Genomic DNA, 17,685 nt, shown 5'->3' with positions numbered 1-17,685 from the left:
GGACATGTGCTCAGTTGGTCCTTCCGATTAGGCCGCGCGGGAACAGGCAGACGATGGCAATAACCGCGAGGTAGAAGAAAAACTCACCGAACTCGGGCATCAGGTAGCGTCCAGTGGTATCGATTCCGCCCAGGAGCAAGCAGGCGCCAAGCGCCCCGACGATTGATCCTGCGCCTCCGACCGATACGACGACAAGGAACGTCACCATGTAGCGAAGGGCGTAGTAAGGCTCGATCGGCAACAGCTCTGCTCCAACGACGCCGCCGAAAGCGGCGAGCCCCACGGCAACCGCAAAGCTGACCGCGTAGACGACCTGGGTCTTCACCCCAAGGGCGGCAGCCATCGCCGCGTTGTCCACTGCAGCACGCAGCCGCACGCCGAAAGCAGTGCGCTCGATGAACCACCACAGGCCGACGGCGACCGCGAAGCCGCTGCCGATCGCAAACAGCCGGTGCGCCGAAATCGTGCGAAACCCGAGGCTGACCGAATGGCGCAGGGCCTCCGGGGTGGGAATGGTCTTGAGAGTTGGCCCGAAGACATAGTTTGCAATGCCGATGATGCAGAAGGTTATGCCAATCGTCATCAGCACCTGCGCCAGTTCCGGCGCACCATAGATGCGGCGATAAAGCAGCCTCTCGATCGGGATGGCGATGACGATCGTACCGGCAACAGCCAGGATGACCGCCGCCGCGTAACCAATCCCCATGTCGCGGGCGGCATAGGAGGCGATATAGCCCCCAATCATCGCGAATGCGCCATGCGAGAGATTGACAACCCGCATAAGCCCCATGGTTACGGAAAGGCCGATGGAGATCACGAACAGCACCATGCCGTAAGCGAGTGCATCGACCGCTATGCTCAAGACCGTTTGCATGAAAGCGCCCTAATGTATTTTCTGCCTGGCAGCCGCCCTCCCGCGCAAGGGCGGGAAGGCGGCCGCGGGGGAGGAAACTTACTTGACGTATGCCAGACCAGGATCGCCCTGCTTTTCGAAGGTCTGGATTTCCTTGTTGTAGTAGGTCCCGTCCTCGGCCTTGGCGACTTCGCGCAGGTAGATGTTCTGCGTGATGTGACGGCTTTCCGGATCGATCGCGACCGGACCTCGCGGGCTCTCCCAGGAAAGGCCCTTGATCGCATCAACGGCCTTGGCGGCATCCTGCTCACCACCCGTCGCCTCGATCATCTTGTAAATCACATGCATGCCATCGAAGGCGCCGACGGCCGGGAAGTTGACCTCGGCAGGGTTGCCGATGGCCTTGCCTGCGGCTTCGACGAACTTACGGTTTGCGTCCGAGTCGTGCGAGATCGCGTAGTGGAAGGTCGTCTGCATACCGACGGCCGCATCACCCAGCGCCGGCAGATCGGATTCCTGCGTCAGATCGCCCGGCGCGAAGAACTTGATTCCCGCGTCCTTGAGGCCGTTCTCGTTGAAGGCCTTGACGAAGCCGAGCGTCGTCGGGCCGGACGGCAGGAAGGCGAAGACGCCCTCCGCGCCCGAATCCTTGATGCGCTGCATGATCGGCGCATAGTCGTTGGTGGACATCGGCATGCGAACCGATTCCACGGTCTTCCCGCCAGCCGCCTCGAAGGCAACCTTGAAGGCCGATTCAGCGTCGATGCCCGGCCCGTAATCGCTAACGACCGTGATGACCTTTTTTGCACCGGCGTTGAAAGCAACCTGCGCGATGGGCGACGAAACCTGGTACTGCGTGAACGAGGTGCGGATCACGTAAGGGCTTTTGGTGACGATCGCCGAAGTGGCGGCATTCATCACCACCATCGGGACATTGCCCTGCTCGAGCAGCGCGGTCGCAGCAAGCGCGTCGGGCGTGAAATAAAAGCCCGCCAGATATTGCACACCTTCCTTCACGATCAGCTCCTGCGCCAGGGCGCGGGACTGAGCCGGATCGGCGGCTGGAATATCGCGATACACGATCTCGACAGTGTCGTCGCCAACGGTGTTGCCGTTAACCGCCATATAGGCGTCGATCCCGGCCTTGAAGCTTTTGCCTTGCAGCGCGAAGGGGCCCGAGAACGGCCCGACAACGCCGACCTTGATCACGTCCGCATGGGCAACGCCCCCCAACAATGCAAATGCAACTACTGCGAGTTTTAGTGTCTTCACGATGTCCTCCCCTATGAAAAAGTCGATCCCTAACCGACCAGTGGCAAATCCGCGCATCTGATATAGTTTCGGGTATCTGCGGGACCGGCAGATGTAAAATGAAAAGAGGAGATTGCAACATAACCGCTGAATTATCGTAGCTGTTCTGATCAACCGTGGAATAGTCACGGAAATCGCGCGCGCATCTGGAAATAATACGCGCGCGGACCATAATTTAGAGATGCGAATGATTACCGCAAATGCGGAACATTGGTCGTCCTTTACCATACGAAAAGGAATGAATTCCTTCAGCAAGGATGCGGACAACCTCGTGATGCATCAATGAAAGTGAACCGCCAGCTTTGCTCCGTCATCTTTCTACGGAGCGTCATGGCGCCAAAGTAAACAATGGGCACCCGAAATCGGGTCCGGCGATCTGCAACTTATGATATATACGCTCGCGTGCATCACGCGTAGCATCTATCCCAATCCGATCGCGGGCTAGCCTCGCTTCCGGGTGTTACCTCGTCGAATGCAGCGGTCAGATCGTTGTCGATGCGGTCACCGTGTTGCGCAAGATCGTCATAAGGGCATCTGCTGCAAAGCTTGGCGTGTAGTCGACCCGCTTGGTCAGCCCCACAGGGCCTGCAGTTTCTGTGGTGTCTACGGGTAGCAGAACCAAAGTGCCAGCCTCCACGTCATGCCTGACGACACCTTCTGAAATGGCCCATACATAGTCCGATGCGCAGGCCAGACCACGTCCGAAATTGCTCGAGACCGACTGGATGGCGTCGTCGAACTTGGTGATGCCGTGCATCATGAACATCTTTTCCACCGACTGACGGATGATCGACCCGACGGGGGGAATGATCAGGCGATAATTGGCAATTCGATCAAACTGCAACGGTTCTTCGAGCAGGGGATGGCCCGGGCGGACCGCCAACACCACCCTTTCCGAACAGAGATGCTCGAAAGTCAGTCCGGTCATCTTCTCCGGATCGGCCATGCGGCCAATGACGAAATCCAGATCCCCCAGCCGCAGTTGCGACAGCAAATAATCGTTCAGGCCGGTCACCACCACCAGCTTTGCCCTGATGCTCTGGTCGGCAAATTCCTTGACGGCGGGGGGCAGGACACTCGACGATGCTGTTGGCAGCGCCCCTACCCGTACAATCGTGCTGTTCTTCTCGATATCTTCGAGAATGTTGCAGCCCTGTCGCAACATGTTCACACTGCTCAAGGCATAGTGCAAAAAGACCTTCCCGGCGTCGGTCAGGGTAAATTGCCGATACCCGCGCACAAACAGTGCAGTACCCAACAGTTCTTCCAGGTCCTGGATGGTCTTGGTGACAGCTGGCTGCGTTATATGGAGTTCCATCGCCACCTTGGCGATGCCCCCCAAACGCGCCACTTCGAGAAAACAGACGATGTGGCGCAGCCGAAGGCGCGGATTGAACAGTCTTCGCGTCATCTTTCTCTCCTCACCCATTCCCGCCGCGCGACGCATAGCCCGGCTGGGAACCTGCGGTATTCTTTCCGTAAAGCTGCTGCCTGTTTCAGGCGGCATCAGCCTTGACGGACCTGCACCAAAAGCTAGGCGCAGACCGAAAGATCGCCGGCATTGCCGCCAGCGCAAGTCGCACTCCCAACACCTCCATGCGGGCGAGAGACCCAGATCCGTGCTGAAGTTGAAGCCGAGGGTCTCGAACGGATCGTATTTGCCCCCAATAGCATCGAGGGCCAGTATGCTCCTGCAATCATTGTTGCCAGACTGCAAACAAAGGCCAGACCTGGCAGGCGCCGGATCGGTGCCCGATCAAGAGTGCGACAGCATCCGCCATCCCAACGGCCAAAGGAAGCAACCGGTCATCAGGAAAGCAGCCCCACCGACCGAGCAACGCAACAGCCGATAATGGAGCAATGACATGGCCGTGAGCACATGGGCCCCGCTATGCATCCCGCTCCGCTTCCGCCATGGTGCCTGCCGCGGCACCAACGCTATCATCATGTTGCTGGCCCTTCGGCGAGGCTACTCTCCCACCGCCACCCGGCTCGTCGCTTCGACATGGAAATGCAAAGTCACGTCGGTACCGACAAAGCTGCCATCCGACCAGTCGCCGGTTCCCACACTCCACTGGGTGCGATCCAACTTCATCTCTCCCTCGGCGACGGCGCTCTCCCCATTGACCGTCAGCGTGAAGGGCAACTCTACGGGTAATTCTGCTTCCTTGATGCGCAGTTTTCCTTTGGCCAGCCAGCCATCGCCCCGCTTTTCCACCGCGGTTGCAGTGAATTGCGCTTTCGGAAAGGCTTCTGTCGCAAACCATTCAGGCCCGACCGCCTGCGAGTCGCGGTCTGAAGACCCGCTTGAGAAAGAGGCCGTCTCGACGACCACCGAAATATTCGCGTTTCCCGGCGCCGCCGGGTCGAACACGATGTCTGCGTCGAATTTGCCGAAACTACCGGAAAAGGCGCTGCCTGTCTGAGTGCCCTCAAAAGTGAGCGTGCTCTTTTCCGGCAGCATCTGCCACTCGATCGCCACGGCGGGCGAACTGATACCGAAGATCAGCGCGACGGCGGCGCAGACCAGCTTCCAGGATTGGTACATCATTCTAACCTCAGTATTCTGGCAGGCGCATTTACCGACGCAGGCGGGCAGCCAAGGCCCAGCCGAACGGCAGCATTCGCACAAGCGTTTCATCTTTCAGCATGAAATGGCGCTTCAACGCGCCGGCAGCGTGCAGGCCGACACAGGCCAGCAGCAGCCAGACTCCCCATTCGTGCAGGAGGAAGGCCCAGTCCTGAACCTCCTTGTCGGCAGGGGTTACCGATGGGATATTGGCAAGGCCGAACCACGTCATCGGCAATCCCGAGGCAGAAGCGCCGATCCAGCCCAGGATCGGCACGGCAAACATCAGCACGTAAAGCGCCAGATGCACGATCCTGGCCAGCAGCAGCTCCCACGCCTTGGCGTCCTGTGTCAGCGGTTCCGGAGCGCCCTTCTGCCAACGACGCAACAACCGCAGGGCCGCGAGACCCAGCATGATCAGTCCCAGCGATTTGTGCAGATCGAACAGCTTGAAGGTCCGCAGGGAGAATGGCTGGCCGCTCATGTAGTATCCAAGAAGGCCCAGACCCAGCAGAGCCGCAGCCATCCCCCAGTGCAGCGTCTTGGCGAACCAGTCATAGGCTTCCGCCGGTCCGACCGCGTCACCAGCGGTATCGCTGTTGGCGTGCTTCAGGGGCATTTCTTCTTCCTCGTGCTGGCATGGCCCCGGGGCCGAAGCCCCGGGATGCGCGATATTATTTTGCGGCGGCAAGCAGTTCGGTGCTGATTTTCACCGTCACTTCCGGGCCAACCATCGGGGCCAGGGTCGCAACACCGTAGTCGGCACGGGTAATGACCGTTTCGGCATCAAAGCCCACCAGGAGCTTGTCTTTATTTTTTGACGCCTTGTTGTACTTGACCTTGAGCGTAAGCGGCTTGGTCTGCCCCAGCAGGGTGAAATCACCGGTCACGTCGGCCGTGGTATCGCTGGTGCGCTTGACCGAGGTGCTCTTGAAGGTCGCCGTGGGGAAGTTCGCGACGTTAAAGAAGCGCGGACCTTGCAGGTCTTCGGTGCGCTTTTGCTCCATTGTGTCAAGCGAGCCGAGCTTCAGCGACACCGAGAGATTGGCGTCTTCGACTTTCGCCGGATCCAGATCCAGCGTGCCTTCGAACTCGCGGACCACAGCGTAGGTTGTGGACATTCCCACATGATTCCATGCTAGCAGAACCGTGGCATGGTGCGGGTCGATATCAAACTTGGTCTGTCCATTGACCAGGTCGATACCTTCCTGAGCGCTTGCAGCCCCAAACGACATGCCGCAGACAATTGCCGCCGTTGCCAGAGTTTTGATGAATTCGTGCTTCACTCTCGTTCCTTTCCGTCGGGGTGAAATGGGCGGCCCGGCGCCACACAGCGCCTGTCCACCAACAAAGCAGGAAGGCATCCCCCTCCTAGCCGTCTCCGCCAGGCGCATCGACAGGAGCAGGCAACCCAGCTCCGACGCGCCTCATGCTTCTTTTCAAGAATCTCTTTGCCAGTGCCCTCCCAAGCACTTCTGCCTCCCGCAATCCGCTGAAGACGCGGCAAAATAACTCACGCGGCGGCCGTCCTGTAAACTGACATTTGCCGCCCTCGCTATAACCCGCAGGTTATTTGGGAACCCTCGCATGACCCGTCGGCGGGCGGCCACGACACAAGCATCGGTAGAATTAGCAAGGCTCGGAGGCTCCCATGCCCCCCGCCATGGCCCCGTCGTTGCGGCGCCGCGATGCCGGTCCTTCAACATCCGGTCCATGGCATGTTCGATTTGACATTCGAAATCATCATGCCCGGTAAGGTTGCGCGCATCAGATATGCCGATACGCGTGCCTTGTTCCGTTCCCGCGGGAATCATGAATTGGTTACGAACATCGCTAGGCGCGCGAATTGCAGACCGCGCCGCAAGCATTGAGCAACCTCGTGGATGCCCGCGGTGTCATCAGTCTTCGCCGATCCATGCGCGGCAGGCGGGATGCAGGCCTCCCGCACGATCACTGTGCGGCAGCGGACGGATGCGACCATGCCGACATGGCTGCGCATGACAGCCAATCCGCGGTGGCCAATGCCTGTATTCATCTCGCAAGGAGGAAAAAGCTTCTGGAGAGGCCAGATCCGAATTTGCTGCGAATTCGAGGGTTCACGGCAACAATAACCGGCAAGGAATACCACTCGCATAAAATATAATTCCAAGCGGCGAAATACATTCGGTATCCAGCAGGCCGAAAACGCCGAGCAGCGCCAGTCAGCATGACGTGTCGAGCAACGCGTTTGGGAAGGGGCCGCGCCGACACGGACAGTGCCATAGGAGGCAATCATGCGTATGGCGGCCGATATCGACGCCCTCGCGCCGGCGCTGAAATGAGCGCGCTCGATAACGTCTGCTTATTTTGCTAAGGGCAAATGGAATTTGATAAGGCCCCGCCTCGTTTCTACCCTGCTCAAGCCATCGCCCCGCGGGGCTAAGACCACGACAACGTGAACGTACAGCGCAGGAGAACACATGAAATCTCTGTCGAATATCCTCATGGCCGCCGGTGGCCTCACTGCCTTGGCTCTTTTGGCCCCGCCGGCCGTGGCGCAGGATGCGAAGGCCAATATGACGTTTTTCGTTACCAGCACCAATCCGGGCAAGGGAGCCGATCTCGGCGGGCTTGAAGGTGCCGATGCCCATTGCGGGCAATTGGCCAAGGCGGCAGGCGCAGGCGCCCGCCAATGGGCCGCCTATCTCAGCACTCAGGGTGACAATGCCGTAAATGCCCGCGACCGCATCGGCTCGGGCCCCTGGGTCAACGCCAAGGGCGTAGAAATAGCCGCGAACGTCGAGGCCTTGCACACGAAGCAAGTCAACATCAACAAGGAAACTGCCCTGACCGAAAAGGGCGAGCAGATCAGCGGCGTGGGCGACGAAACGAACCTGCACGACATGTTGACCGGCAGCCAGCCGGACGGCACCGCCTTTGCCGCCGGCGAAGACCGCACCTGCAACAACTGGACGTCCAGCACTGAAGGCGCCGCAATGCTCGGTCACCACGACCGCCGTGGTCGTGAAGCGGGGATCAATTCCTGGAATTCCGCCCACCCCAGCCGCGGCGGCTGCGGCACAGAAGCACTGAAATCCACGGGTGGCGGCGGGCTGCTCTACTGCTTCGCTAAGAACTGAACTTGATGGGGCGGGCCTTGCGCCGAGAACACAAACTCGTGTTCGTTGAGGGCAAGGCGCTGCCCCGCGTTTCCCGCCAGGCGTGTGAGTGTCTGGTGTCTCCACCAGTTCAGTCGTCTGGTGGCGAATGAAATCCGGAGGGCAGGAAGGATTCGCCCGACGCCGCTTCGCTTTCATTGCTGATGACAGCGGGAGGGCGGCGAACGCTGAACGCGGCCGCTATCGCCCGGAACCCGATCGGGCGGTAAGCCGGCTGGTCGCTTGGCGCGGCGCTGTCTTTAGATTTGGGATCCTTCAACGCTCGTCCTTCCGTCGCGCACCTGCAGCGAATTGCAGTAGATCAGGTCTCAAGGTCGATGCCGGCTCTATGCGTATGACGAGAGTCTAACGAGGAAAAACGATCGCTCCAAGTGGCAAATGTTGTGAACGCACCCGAGAGTCAGCAAGCGCGCCAGGGAGTAGAACCCGACCTTGCGATCCCGGTATATGCGCGGCCGGGATCGTTCGCAGAAAGCCGATCAGTTCGTCGCGGCCTTGATCCGCTCGAGCGCCTTGGCGTCGAGGTCTTCGACGCCGGGCGGGATGTGTGCCGCGAACTTGATCTTCGTCAGATCTTCCTCGGTGAAGGCCCCCAACCACTGCGCGCATGTTATCGGGCAACAGGCTGATGCCGTCCTTGACCGCAATGGTCTCGCCTGCCGCGGCCGAAACCTTGGCCACGATTTCCGGACGCAGCAGGAAGTTGATCCATTTGTAGGCGGCGTCGTCCGCCTCGCCCTTGCGCAGTAGCGTAAGGGGACCGCAGCCATGACGTCACGGAACGGGGTCTATCACAGCGGGGTTCCTGTCCGGCCGGGATTTTCAAGGTGTGATAGAAAACGTTCTCATCGGCGCCCCCAAAACCAAAGTATAGTTTCGGCTTGGTTGCTGCTAATTTAGCGTAGAACCACGAAGCAATTCCTGATCGCCTTCCAGGTAATACATTGCGGACGCGCAGTTCCGACTTCGGGCGTAACGGACAATATCGTCGACAGGAGACAGTTCAATGTTAGTCCAAAAGCTGAAAAAACTTCGAAATTTCGAATCAGCAATTCTGGCTTGGGCAGTTATTCTTATTACAGCCAGCGCACCCGCCAATGCACAGTCAGCCGCCGATTTGTACAAAGATCCAGCCAATCCAGCACTGACCAAAGGCAACATGAAACTCGACGTTTCAAGAGCGGCGCTCGTCGTTATCGATCCACAGAATGATTTCATGAGCCCCAAGGGGCTTGCTTGGCCCGTCGTGGGTGAAAGTGTTACCGAACATCAAGTTGTTCCCCACCTGGATCAGCTCTTCGCCGCCGCAAAACAGGCAGGAATGGTGGTCGCGATATCGCCCCATCATTATTACCACTGGGATCATACCTGGAAGGTGCAGGGTCCGCTCGAGATCTTTCAGCATGATGTTGGCGTCTTCGACCGGAAGGGTCCTTATACATTGGACGGCTTCGAGGGATCTGGCGCAGACTTCCTACCCGATTTCAAGAAGTATATCGAGGACGACAAAACGATCATTGCCTCGCCGCACAAGCTATACGGTCCCCAACTGAACGACCTCTCCTTCCAACTCCGCAAGCAGGGCGTCACGCAGATAATTCTCGCAGGAATGCTTGCGAACATGTGTGTTGAATCACATCTTCGCGAATTCCTCGAAGAGGGATTTGAAGTAGCGGTCATACGAGACGCGATAGCCGCAACTAAACTGCCTGAAGGCGATGGCTATCAAGCGGCGCTGGTCAATTTCCGATATATGGCGAACGGACTTTGGACCACCGATGATGCCGTAAAGATGATGATCACGCAATGAGGCATGGCCGTCTCGGGGCAGCCGGTTCGGCTGCCCGTCCCGATGGCATCGAGTCCGGGAGCTCGACAGTCGCTTCCCACCTCACAAATCGGGAACGGCTCGCGGGCCGCGACTGGGTGATGGGCGGCGCTGACTACAGCATCGCCGATATTTCGCTGCTCGGCCGGGGGCGCACCATGATCGGTTTTTTGCGAAGCGCGCGAGCTGGTCGGCTTTGATCGCTTTCTTCGCTCAGCCGTGGCTTCGCGCCGAGTGGAAGCGTCGATGCAAGTGCAGCTCCATGCCGGTCTCCACCCACCTGAGACGATCGGTCGATGGCGACGGAACCGGCGCATTGGCGAGTCGCCCTTTGCATTCGTCGCCTTGAAGGAATCTTGACCCTCGGCCCTGTCGTGACTCGCTCCGCGACGAGCACCACCAACGTTGACTACCGGAGCGACTGTGAAACGACATGAACGATATGATCCTCCCACCTCGCAAGTACGTCTTCCTGTTCAAGGTCCTTGTTGAACATCGTTGATAACGTGTACCGGTTGGAAAGGTAAAAGAAGCTCATGGACAACATGGTGAGAAACACCTTCAAAGCATCGATATCGCCCTTCATCACGCCGTCCGCCTGACCGTGCCGGATTAACGCCTGCAACTTGCGCACCAGTTGGTGGTTGAGCAGTTTTCCGTTCGAGGATCGGTCAAGAAAGCGTGCCTGATGTAGGTTCTCCGTACCAAGAAGGCTTAGAATTTCTGGATTCGTCAGAAAGTACTGCCAGATAAATCGAGCGATCTTCTCAACGCCTTCCATGGGCGTGAGGAGGTCGAAATCTAAGGATTGCTCGGCACTCCGCATCCTGGCGAAAGCATGATCCAGTACCTCCGCATACAGCCCCTCCTTATCGCCAAAATAATGGTAGATCATACGCTTGTTCGAGCCTGATCTTCGCGCGATGTTGTCAATTCGCGCGCCGCCCATGCCATAGGCGGCGAATTCGCCCGTGGCGGCCCGCAGTATCGTGTCTCTGGTGCGTTCTGGATCTCTCTTCAAGAGCCTACCCGTGTTGCCCACTCCGGCCGCTAGCGTTTTCGATCATGCTGACATTCCAAAATCGAAGGGCTCAACCACCCGGCCCGCCTGCGGATTTCGGTATTCGCCCGCCAAAGACCGATACTCCCCGCCTTCCGGCAAATCCTGCTCGTCATCAGGATCACAGCGCCTTTTCGAGTTCCGGCAGGACGTCGAAGAGGTCGGCGACGAGGCCGTAGTCGGCGACCTGGAAGATCGGCGCCTCCTCGTCCTTGTTGATGGCGACGATCACCTTGGAATCCTTCATGCCGGCGAGATGCTGGATCGCCCCGGAGATGCCGCAGGCGATGTAGAGGTCGGGCGCGACCACCTTGCCGGTCTGGCCGACCTGCCAGTCGTTCGGGGCGTAGCCGGCGTCGACGGCGGCGCGCGACGCGCCGACGGCGGCGCCGAGCTTGTCGGCGACCGGCAGGATCATTTCCTTGAACTTTTCCGACGAGCCGAGTGCGCGGCCGCCGGAGATGATGATCTTCGCCGAGGTCAGTTCCGGCCGGTCCGACGACGACAGCGCATCGGCAACATGGCTGGAAAGACCCGGATCGGCGGCGGCCGCAACCGTCTCGACCGCGGCCGAACCGCCCTCGGCGGCAGCGGCGAACGAGGCGGTGCGCACGGTGATGACGCGCTTGGCTTCGCTCGTCTGCACCGTCTGGATGGCGTTGCCGGCATAGATCGGCCGCTTGAAGGTGTCGGCGGAGACCACCTCGATGATTCCGAGACCTGGGCGACGTCGAGCAGTGACGCGCGGCAAAACGTTCTTGCCGACCGAGGTGGCGGCGGCAATGATGGTGTCGTAGCCGCCGGCCAGCGCGACGATCGTTGCGGCGAGCGGCTCGGCGAGATTGTTGCCGAGGCTGGCGTCGTCGGCGACCAGGCGATGCGCACAAGCGAAGCCCTGCTTACGAAGCTGAAGATCACGGACGAAAAGGACTCGCCGGTTGTCAGCCTCGACCAAATCGAACGGGCCGGCTATGCGAGCTTCGATGCCGTCTACGTTCCGGGCGGCCATGCGCCGATGCAGGACCTTCTGATCAGCCCTGGCCTCGGCAAGCTTCTCCGGCACTTCCACACGCAGGGTAAGGTAACGGCGCTGATGTGCCATGGGCCCATCGGGCTGATCTCCACACTCAAGGACGCACCCGCCTTCGAGCAGGACATGGCCGCTGGCACCGGGCCGAAAGCCTCCCCGGACTGGATTTATGCCGGCTACAGGATCACCGTCTTCAGTAACGAAGAGGAAGAAATGGCCAAGCCCCTGCTCGGCGGCGGCGAGATGAAGTTCTACCCGCAGGATGCGCTAGAACAGGCCGGTGCGGTTTTCGTCAGCAACAAGAAGCCCTTCGAGCCGAATGTGGTGACCGACCGCGAGTTGATCACCGGCCAGAACCCGGCCACGGCAAACGCAGTTGCGGCCGAAATCCTAAAGCGGCTCGCCCCCAAGGACAAATAGACAAAGGCTCGAAGGACCAAGCCTGTCGAACCCGCTTGCGCGTGATCTTGTCTGTTGCGGGTCAAAGGGCCGGCACAAAGGGAACCCCGCCGAGGCGGGGTTTTTGACAATCTGTTCGCGGCGTCGTCAATTCCACCTCTGACGGCCGTACCAATCGTCAATATCTCGTCTTACGAGGTCCTTTTCGATGCCGTAGCGTTCCTGGATCTTACCTTCCAGTTGCTCGCGCTTGCCGGCAATCTCGTCGAGATCATCGTCGGTAAGTCGTCCCCATTGTTCCTTGATCTTACCTTTGACTTGCTTCCAGTTACCTTCGACGCGATTCCAATCCATGACTATCTCCTGGTGCGTTTGTTTGCGTGGTGCAGGAACTCGCTATGGCTGAATTTGGTTCCTGAGGCCTGTCCGGATGACCACCTGCCTGGAGAGGGCGACGGTCGGCGACGGAGCCCCGTATCGCTGCTCTGACTGCACCTTGATCCGGGAACAATCGTTCTGATCGGTCGTTAGCCAAGAGATATTGGAGGCACCAAACGAATGGAAAATACATTCGAGAAGGAAGTCACGCGGCGTTCGCTTGGGACCGAGGGAGCGTTGTTAATTCTTATCGGGCGATTGGCCATGCGCGGCGTGGTCAGCGCAGACGAGGCCCAGGAGATGCTGAAGCTGATAGCCGAGAGTTGCGATATTTCGGCCGCTCGCGCATCAATTCCCCTTCAGCTTGTCAACCAGCTTCGTAGACTCCGCAAAGGCGACGGCTCGTCGGCGATCGGCGCCCAATCATTTGACAAATCATGAGCGCACTGGACGTGGAGAACCGGTTCCGGGCGGGAGTTCTTGGCAATTGGCGGCATCTCTGTGTCGATATGCAGAAGATGTTTGCCGAGGACACGCCATGGCACGTTGCGTGGATGGAGAAGGTGTCTCCCGAGGTCGTTGAGGTGGCCAGCCGTCATCCGCAACAAACGATCTTCACCCGTTTCATTCCTCCAAGGACTGCTGCTGGAATGCCAGGGGCGTGGGCGGCGTATTATACGAAATGGTGGATGATGACCGGTGAGCATTTGCCCCCCGACATGATTGAGTTGATTGAGCCGCTCGCCGCTCTCGTTCCACCTGCCGAAATACACGACAAACGCACCTATTCACCATGGTTTGACGGCACTCTCCACGCAAAGCTTCAACGTGACCGGGTCTCTACGCTCGCCATCAGCGGCGGCGAAACGGATGTCTGCGTTCTCGCCGCTACGCTGGGCGCAATTGATCTCGGCTACCGGGTCATCCTCCTGACGGACGCCGTATGCAGCAGCGCAGACGATTCACATGACGCCTCGTTGGAGCTGTTGGGCGAGCGCTTTTCTGCGCAGCTGCAACTCGTAATGACCGAAACATTTCTCGAAGAGGCTACCGCTTAGTTTGAGGATCGTGCCTAAACAGCGACGTTTAGCGGCGTTCGAGGAAACCGAAGGCCCCCCGAGCATCCCGTTAGTTCGGATGTTGAAACAGTAGGGAAACGAAGCGCGATGTTGCGGCAAGCCCGAAACCTTGCACCAAGCTCTCGACGGGGCTGATTGAGCCCATGGCGGAAGCCTAAAAAAGCTTCGCCATGGCGCGCAGCGCCGTGAGATCCCTGACGCCGCTTTCATAGAGTTCGATCAGCCGTCCGGCGAGTTCCCTTGCTTCCTCGCTGTCGATCGACAGGTTGCGCTCTTGGACGGAAATCTCAAGGACATCCCTGAGCATCTCGAACTCACCCGGCAAGATCGGATGAGATGCGTTGCCGGTGTATGTGGCCATGATATTTGCCTCCTGACGCGGTGCGAAGCGCCACTTCGGGACGGCGGAGGTCCCGAAGCCGAGCAATGCCCTCGCCGAGGAGGAAGGCTAGCACTGCCTACCAATCGGCTCAATGACAAAGGGAGCGCGAGCCGTGTTGCGCGAGCAACTCTCTTCAACGAGTGATCCGCAGGACGGTTCATAGTCGAGAGATCTTCGTGGAGCGCCTCTCGCCGGTCCGAGAGCTGCGACAAGCATGACAGCGCCATGCTTGCAGCCCGAACATGGCGGCACTCAAGCGGCCGGGCGGACGGCTACACAGACTGTGTCGTCCCGGCTGCCGGCCGGAAGGCGCGGGTTGTCATTTTCAATCTCCGCTCCCGGTGTCGTCGTTCACTTGTTCCGAGACGCCGATCTCCAGTTCCGCGACAAGCGGTAGGTGATCGGAAGCGACGCGCGCTGAGGCAGTATTGTGCACCCCGCAATGTCTCACCTCTATTTCTGCACCGACAAAGATGTGGTCTATCCGCAAGAGCGGCAATCTCGAGGGAAAGGTCGGTCGCGGCTTTGCATCGGTCTGAAGTTGCGCATCCCTAAGCTGTCGCGCCACGAGCCCATAGGCGGCCGAACGCGCCGTCGCATTGAGGTCGCCCGCCAGCACCACGGGCGTCTCACGCTGATCTATTCCACCCAGCCAGCCTGGTCCCAAAAGCGTCGTTACCTGGCGCACGCGCTCGGCACCACGGAGCCCGAGATGCGTGACGACGATTTGAAGCTTGACTTCAGCCAGATCGACCTCCACCCAAAGTGCCCCTCGTGCTTCTCCGACCGACGGCAGAGCGGCGGCTTTGACCAAGCGCATCGGCAAGGCAGTCAGCAGCGCATCTCCATACTTTTCGTCCTTCAGGTGGAGAGCCGGGTGAAATTGCGCCTCCATTTGCAGATGCGCGGCGATCATGTGTGCCTGGTCAATTCCGCCACTGCGCGCGCGGCCGACATCCACTTCCTGCAAGGCGATAATATCGGCGCGGCATTCGTTGATGACGGCAGCGATACGGGCGGGGTCGAGCTTGCGGTCGGTGCCGAAGCAACTGTGCACGTTATAGGTGAGGAAACGTATCCGCCGTCGCATGCTCTTGTTTCTGTGGTCGCGCGTTTGGAACACGCGGGAGGTGCATTTCGTTCCGGTGGAGGTGTGGGAACGGCAATTATGGTCATGAAGCTGTTTGCAAGATTGCTTGTCGTTGCCGCCATCGGTCTGGCGGGGTGGTTGATCTATCGCACGCTCAGCCAGTATAGCCTGGACGAGATCGCGACCTCGATCATGCAGATCCCTCCGGGACGTCTGCTCACCGCTGTCGGGTTCGTTTTTCTTTCTTATTTCAGTCTGACATTTTTCGATGCGCTTGCCGTGCGCTATGTCGGGCGAGAGCTTGCCTATACGCAAGTCGCCATCGCCTCATTCACCAGCCTTGCGATTGGCCACAACGTCGGAGGCGCGGCTTTAAGCAGCGGAGCCGTCCGATATCGGTTCTATTCGCGCTGGGGGCTGAATGCCGAAGAAGTCGCAAAGATCATTCTCTTCTGCGGAGTCACCGTCGGCCTGGGTCTCATCACATTGGCCGGTCTTTGTTGTCTGATCGTGCCGGCGGGGCCCGCGCGGATCATCGGATTGTCGCAAACCGGCGTCCTCATCTTCGGCGCAAGCTGCATCGCCGCCTCGGGTGGCTATCTGGTTCTTGCGCGATTTTTCAAAGGGTCGGTTCGGGTATTTCGCTGGAATTTCGAGATGCCGTCGCCACGGATTGCGATCTGCCAAGTGATTGTCGGCACGGTCAATTTCCTTTTTGTCAGTGCGTGTCTCCATCAGTTGCTGCTGGCCTTCGGAAATCCAGGCTTCTTCGATACGGCGACAGCGTATGTGAGTGCCAATGCGGCGGCACTTGTCAGCCATGTTCCGGGAGGCATCGGCGTGATCGAGGCAACGGTAGCGTTCCTGCTTGGCAGCTCGGCCGGCATCGGCGCTTTGATCGCCTTTCGGGCGATCTATTTCTTCCTGCCGCTGCCGCTCGGGTTGCTCTCGCTCTCGATTGCAGAGTTCGTCGTTCGTCGAGACGACGCAGGAAACTTGGCGAGCAAGGCAAAGACCTGACCGCCCCAGCGTCGTATCAATTTGTGCATCCGGTAGAATGGTCGTATCGGCCTGCGCGGATCGACAAGGCCAGTGCCCCAGACAAGGTTGGTCGCCCCACCGCGGTCGACACCATCGAAGGCGCGTATGCCGCGGCGGCGGGTGTTTAATCGGTCGAAGGCAGCGATGAGGGAGCCAGTGTCCCTTAACGCGCTCTCGATTTCGCTCGCGTCGACGTCGAGATGTTCCGCCAAAAGCCCGTTGCGAACACCGACGATTGCAGCACTCTGCTCTTCGTTTGCCGCTTCAACCGCGACGTCGCATTCCGTGTCGAGACTTTCGGAACGGTGATTGAAATTCGATGAACCGACGCGGAGAAATCGGCCGTCGATCGCCACCACCTTGGAATGAATCAACACCTCCTGGTCCGATCCATCGCCCGCAGGCACGACCGGGTAGCCGACCCGCAGCCTGCCATAACGATCAGCCTGCTTCAGCCGTCGAATGAGGCGGTCGCGATTGCCCCCCATGAAAATCTTCTCGAGCAAGCCATGCGAGTTGCGGGTGGTGACAATGACGATTTCAGGACCCTCCGGCTCCTTCAGTCGTCGGCAAAGCAATGCGCCGATCTTCCGCGAGGCGAAATACTGGTTCTCGATGTAGATATGGCGCCGCGCACTGCGTAAAGCGTCGAGTGTAAGGCGCAACGCTTCTCGCCGGCCCCTTCCTTTTCTGATCGCGGGCTCGGTGCGCGCGATCGCAACCGAGCAGTTCTGCAGGATTGGGACATTGCCGGCTGGCCACGCAACTCTCGTTGTGCGTGGCGCAGCGATCTCATCGCCGGTCGACGCCTTCCAGCGGGTGCGACAGAGGTCTCCGATCGTGCGGCTGGCGTCGCCATCGAGCACCACCTGGACGTCATGCACCGGATCGTAGGGTCGACCATCCGGATCGCGCCGGAGCTCGTTGTCGGCCAGATGGGCCGGCGTATCCCAGCGCCGCGCGGTCAGATCGATGCCACCGGCGAAAGCGATACCATCATCGATGGAGATAAGCTTCTGATGATGCGAACCGCGCAGCGATCGATGGTTTGCGAAGCGAAGTTCAATCCGAGGATGCGCGGCCCATTTCTGCTTCCGAAACAGCCGCAGAGACTTTCCAGAATAGATCGGCCCCATCGCCCAGACGAGAATGCGGATCCTGAGGTTCGGGTTTTGCGCGACCAAACGCTCCAGCAGGTTGCCGAGCGCTTCCGCATGCGGACTGCCGGGGCGTAATTTGATACGTGGATCAAAGTCCCATCCCGTTATCCAGATCTGCTCTTCGGCCTCCTCGAGCGTGCGTTCCAGACAGGCATAATAGGCGGCGGCATCGATGAGAAAGGATAAGCGCCTCGCCGGCACGTTGCGCCAGGCATTTTGCGCCTCCTTGACAATTGGTCGGCGCTCCCCACGCTCTCGGTCACGTGGCCTTCTGCTAAACATGCTTTTCCAAGCCAAGCCTATTCATCCCATCTGTTGCGACTGCAAATTGAAGCCATTTCACCGCG

17 protein-coding genes and 3 pseudogenes are annotated in these 17,685 nt (G+C 59.3%); 8 read left to right on the top strand and 12 right to left on the bottom strand.

Going from position 1 to position 17,685, the window contains the following annotated elements; all coding sequences use genetic code 11:
* Positions 1–10: 10 nt before the first annotated feature.
* From FKV68_RS26530 to FKV68_RS26505, 6 genes are all read right to left on the bottom strand, one after another.
* Entirely contained in the window at positions 11–874 is an 864-nt protein-coding gene (locus tag FKV68_RS26530) for a branched-chain amino acid ABC transporter permease (protein ID WP_180943497.1), read from the bottom strand.
* 78 nt (positions 875–952) lie between these two features.
* A complete protein-coding gene (locus FKV68_RS26525; protein ID WP_180943496.1) occupies positions 953–2,125 on the bottom strand; it encodes an ABC transporter substrate-binding protein in 1,173 nt (390 codons plus the stop codon).
* 520 nt (positions 2,126–2,645) lie between these two features.
* Positions 2,646–3,575, bottom strand: coding sequence for a pca operon transcription factor PcaQ (gene pcaQ / locus FKV68_RS26520; RefSeq protein ID WP_180943495.1), 930 nt, complete (start codon positions 3,573–3,575; stop codon positions 2,646–2,648).
* 558 nt (positions 3,576–4,133) lie between these two features.
* Positions 4,134–4,715, bottom strand: a complete 582-nt coding sequence (locus FKV68_RS26515) for a YceI family protein (RefSeq protein ID WP_180943494.1) — start codon at positions 4,713–4,715, stop codon at positions 4,134–4,136.
* Between the two features lie 28 nt (positions 4,716–4,743).
* Entirely contained in the window at positions 4,744–5,352 is a 609-nt protein-coding gene (locus FKV68_RS26510) for a cytochrome b (protein ID WP_180943493.1), read from the bottom strand.
* A 55-nt stretch (positions 5,353–5,407) separates the two neighbouring features.
* Positions 5,408–6,019 carry a YceI family protein gene (locus FKV68_RS26505; RefSeq protein ID WP_180943492.1) on the bottom strand — a complete coding sequence of 204 codons (612 nt, stop codon included), beginning with the start codon at positions 6,017–6,019 and terminating at the stop codon, positions 5,408–5,410.
* A 1,173-nt stretch (positions 6,020–7,192) separates the two neighbouring features.
* On the opposite strand from FKV68_RS26505, the gene FKV68_RS26500 reads away from it, so the two are divergent.
* From FKV68_RS26500 to FKV68_RS26490, 3 genes and pseudogenes are all read left to right on the top strand, one after another.
* On the top strand, positions 7,193–7,852 hold the full coding sequence (locus tag FKV68_RS26500; protein ID WP_180943491.1) for a lectin: 660 nt from the start codon (positions 7,193–7,195) through the stop codon (positions 7,850–7,852).
* A 1,045-nt stretch (positions 7,853–8,897) separates the two neighbouring features.
* A complete protein-coding gene (locus FKV68_RS26495) occupies positions 8,898–9,701 on the top strand; it encodes a cysteine hydrolase family protein (protein WP_180943490.1) in 804 nt (267 codons plus the stop codon).
* A 92-nt stretch (positions 9,702–9,793) separates the two neighbouring features.
* Positions 9,794–9,929 (top strand): annotated as a pseudogene (locus FKV68_RS26490) (glutathione S-transferase); the annotation flags it as partial.
* A gap of 199 nt (positions 9,930–10,128) precedes the next feature.
* Here the strand turns inward: FKV68_RS26490 and FKV68_RS26485 are convergent.
* Together FKV68_RS26485 and FKV68_RS26480 are read right to left on the bottom strand one after the other, a co-directional pair.
* Positions 10,129–10,740 (bottom strand): TetR/AcrR family transcriptional regulator, encoded by a 612-nt coding sequence (locus tag FKV68_RS26485; RefSeq protein ID WP_245181385.1) that lies wholly within the window; start codon positions 10,738–10,740, stop codon positions 10,129–10,131.
* 160 nt (positions 10,741–10,900) lie between these two features.
* Positions 10,901–11,788, bottom strand: coding sequence for an electron transfer flavoprotein subunit alpha/FixB family protein (locus FKV68_RS26480; RefSeq protein WP_180943489.1), 888 nt, complete (start codon positions 11,786–11,788; stop codon positions 10,901–10,903).
* On the opposite strand from FKV68_RS26480, the pseudogene FKV68_RS33910 reads away from it, so the two are divergent.
* Positions 11,735–11,845 (top strand): annotated as a pseudogene (locus tag FKV68_RS33910) (type 1 glutamine amidotransferase domain-containing protein); the annotation flags it as partial. The gene FKV68_RS26480 and the pseudogene FKV68_RS33910 sit on opposite strands and share 54 nt — an antisense overlap.
* Before the next feature lie 27 nt (positions 11,846–11,872).
* Positions 11,873–12,229 carry a type 1 glutamine amidotransferase family protein gene (locus FKV68_RS33905; protein WP_180944007.1) on the top strand — a complete coding sequence of 119 codons (357 nt, stop codon included), beginning with the start codon at positions 11,873–11,875 and terminating at the stop codon, positions 12,227–12,229.
* Between the two features lie 126 nt (positions 12,230–12,355).
* On the opposite strand, the gene FKV68_RS26470 is transcribed toward FKV68_RS33905, so the two are convergent.
* Complete coding sequence (locus FKV68_RS26470) at positions 12,356–12,562, bottom strand: CsbD family protein (RefSeq protein WP_180943488.1); 207 nt, start codon at positions 12,560–12,562, stop codon at positions 12,356–12,358.
* 288 nt (positions 12,563–12,850) lie between these two features.
* Between FKV68_RS26470 and FKV68_RS26465 the strand changes: the two genes are divergently transcribed.
* Positions 12,851–13,027 (top strand): hypothetical protein, encoded by a 177-nt coding sequence (locus FKV68_RS26465; protein WP_180943487.1) that lies wholly within the window; start codon positions 12,851–12,853, stop codon positions 13,025–13,027.
* On the top strand, positions 13,024–13,644 hold the full coding sequence (locus FKV68_RS26460; RefSeq protein ID WP_180943486.1) for a cysteine hydrolase family protein: 621 nt from the start codon (positions 13,024–13,026) through the stop codon (positions 13,642–13,644). The genes FKV68_RS26465 and FKV68_RS26460 overlap by 4 nt, the downstream gene beginning before the upstream one ends.
* A 175-nt stretch (positions 13,645–13,819) precedes the next feature.
* Here FKV68_RS26460 and FKV68_RS26455 read toward each other — a convergent pair whose 3' ends face one another.
* Together FKV68_RS26455 and FKV68_RS26450 are read right to left on the bottom strand one after the other, a co-directional pair.
* Positions 13,820–14,026, bottom strand: a complete 207-nt coding sequence (locus FKV68_RS26455; protein WP_180943485.1) for a hypothetical protein — start codon at positions 14,024–14,026, stop codon at positions 13,820–13,822.
* 346 nt (positions 14,027–14,372) lie between these two features.
* The gene (locus tag FKV68_RS26450; RefSeq protein ID WP_180943484.1) at positions 14,373–15,137 is read right to left on the bottom strand and encodes an endonuclease/exonuclease/phosphatase family protein; all 765 of its coding nucleotides are present in this window, start codon (positions 15,135–15,137) and stop codon (positions 14,373–14,375) included.
* A gap of 78 nt (positions 15,138–15,215) precedes the next feature.
* On the opposite strand from FKV68_RS26450, the gene FKV68_RS26445 reads away from it, so the two are divergent.
* Positions 15,216–16,157 (top strand): lysylphosphatidylglycerol synthase domain-containing protein, encoded by a 942-nt coding sequence (locus tag FKV68_RS26445; RefSeq protein ID WP_180943483.1) that lies wholly within the window; start codon positions 15,216–15,218, stop codon positions 16,155–16,157.
* Here the strand turns inward: FKV68_RS26445 and FKV68_RS26440 are convergent.
* Positions 16,052–17,645: pseudogene (locus tag FKV68_RS26440) on the bottom strand (phospholipase D-like domain-containing protein). The gene FKV68_RS26445 and the pseudogene FKV68_RS26440 sit on opposite strands and share 106 nt — an antisense overlap.
* Positions 17,646–17,685: the final 40 nt, after the last annotated feature.

The organism is Sinorhizobium mexicanum (assembly GCF_013488225.1).
GTDB classification, from domain to species: Bacteria; Pseudomonadota; Alphaproteobacteria; order Rhizobiales; family Rhizobiaceae; genus Sinorhizobium; species Sinorhizobium mexicanum.
The sequence above is the reverse complement of the archived record's forward strand: the minus strand, read 5'-3'. Positions and strand labels throughout refer to the sequence as shown.

What these genes read in the sequence shown, in the direction of transcription:
- FKV68_RS26500 (WP_180943491.1), top strand. Translation starts at nt 7,193, where the DNA reads ATGAAATCTCTGTCGAATATCCTCATGGCCGCCGGTGGCCTCACTGCC.
- FKV68_RS26455 (WP_180943485.1), bottom strand. Translation starts at nt 14,026, where the DNA reads ATGGCCACATACACCGGCAACGCATCTCATCCGATCTTGCCGGGTGAG.
- FKV68_RS26465 (WP_180943487.1), top strand. Translation starts at nt 12,851, where the DNA reads ATGCGCGGCGTGGTCAGCGCAGACGAGGCCCAGGAGATGCTGAAGCTG.
- FKV68_RS26470 (WP_180943488.1), bottom strand. Translation starts at nt 12,562, where the DNA reads ATGGATTGGAATCGCGTCGAAGGTAACTGGAAGCAAGTCAAAGGTAAG.
- FKV68_RS26445 (WP_180943483.1), top strand. Translation starts at nt 15,216, where the DNA reads ATGGTCATGAAGCTGTTTGCAAGATTGCTTGTCGTTGCCGCCATCGGT.
- FKV68_RS33905 (WP_180944007.1), top strand. Translation starts at nt 11,873, where the DNA reads ATGTGCCATGGGCCCATCGGGCTGATCTCCACACTCAAGGACGCACCC.
- FKV68_RS26480 (WP_180943489.1), bottom strand. Translation starts at nt 11,788, where the DNA reads ATGGCCGCCCGGAACGTAGACGGCATCGAAGCTCGCATAGCCGGCCCG.
- FKV68_RS26510 (WP_180943493.1), bottom strand. Translation starts at nt 5,352, where the DNA reads ATGCCCCTGAAGCACGCCAACAGCGATACCGCTGGTGACGCGGTCGGA.
- FKV68_RS26450 (WP_180943484.1), bottom strand. Translation starts at nt 15,137, where the DNA reads ATGCGACGGCGGATACGTTTCCTCACCTATAACGTGCACAGTTGCTTC.
- pcaQ (WP_180943495.1), bottom strand. Translation starts at nt 3,575, where the DNA reads ATGACGCGAAGACTGTTCAATCCGCGCCTTCGGCTGCGCCACATCGTC.
- FKV68_RS26515 (WP_180943494.1), bottom strand. Translation starts at nt 4,715, where the DNA reads ATGATGTACCAATCCTGGAAGCTGGTCTGCGCCGCCGTCGCGCTGATC.
- FKV68_RS26460 (WP_180943486.1), top strand. Translation starts at nt 13,024, where the DNA reads ATGAGCGCACTGGACGTGGAGAACCGGTTCCGGGCGGGAGTTCTTGGC.
- FKV68_RS26530 (WP_180943497.1), bottom strand. Translation starts at nt 874, where the DNA reads ATGCAAACGGTCTTGAGCATAGCGGTCGATGCACTCGCTTACGGCATG.
- FKV68_RS26495 (WP_180943490.1), top strand. Translation starts at nt 8,898, where the DNA reads ATGTTAGTCCAAAAGCTGAAAAAACTTCGAAATTTCGAATCAGCAATT.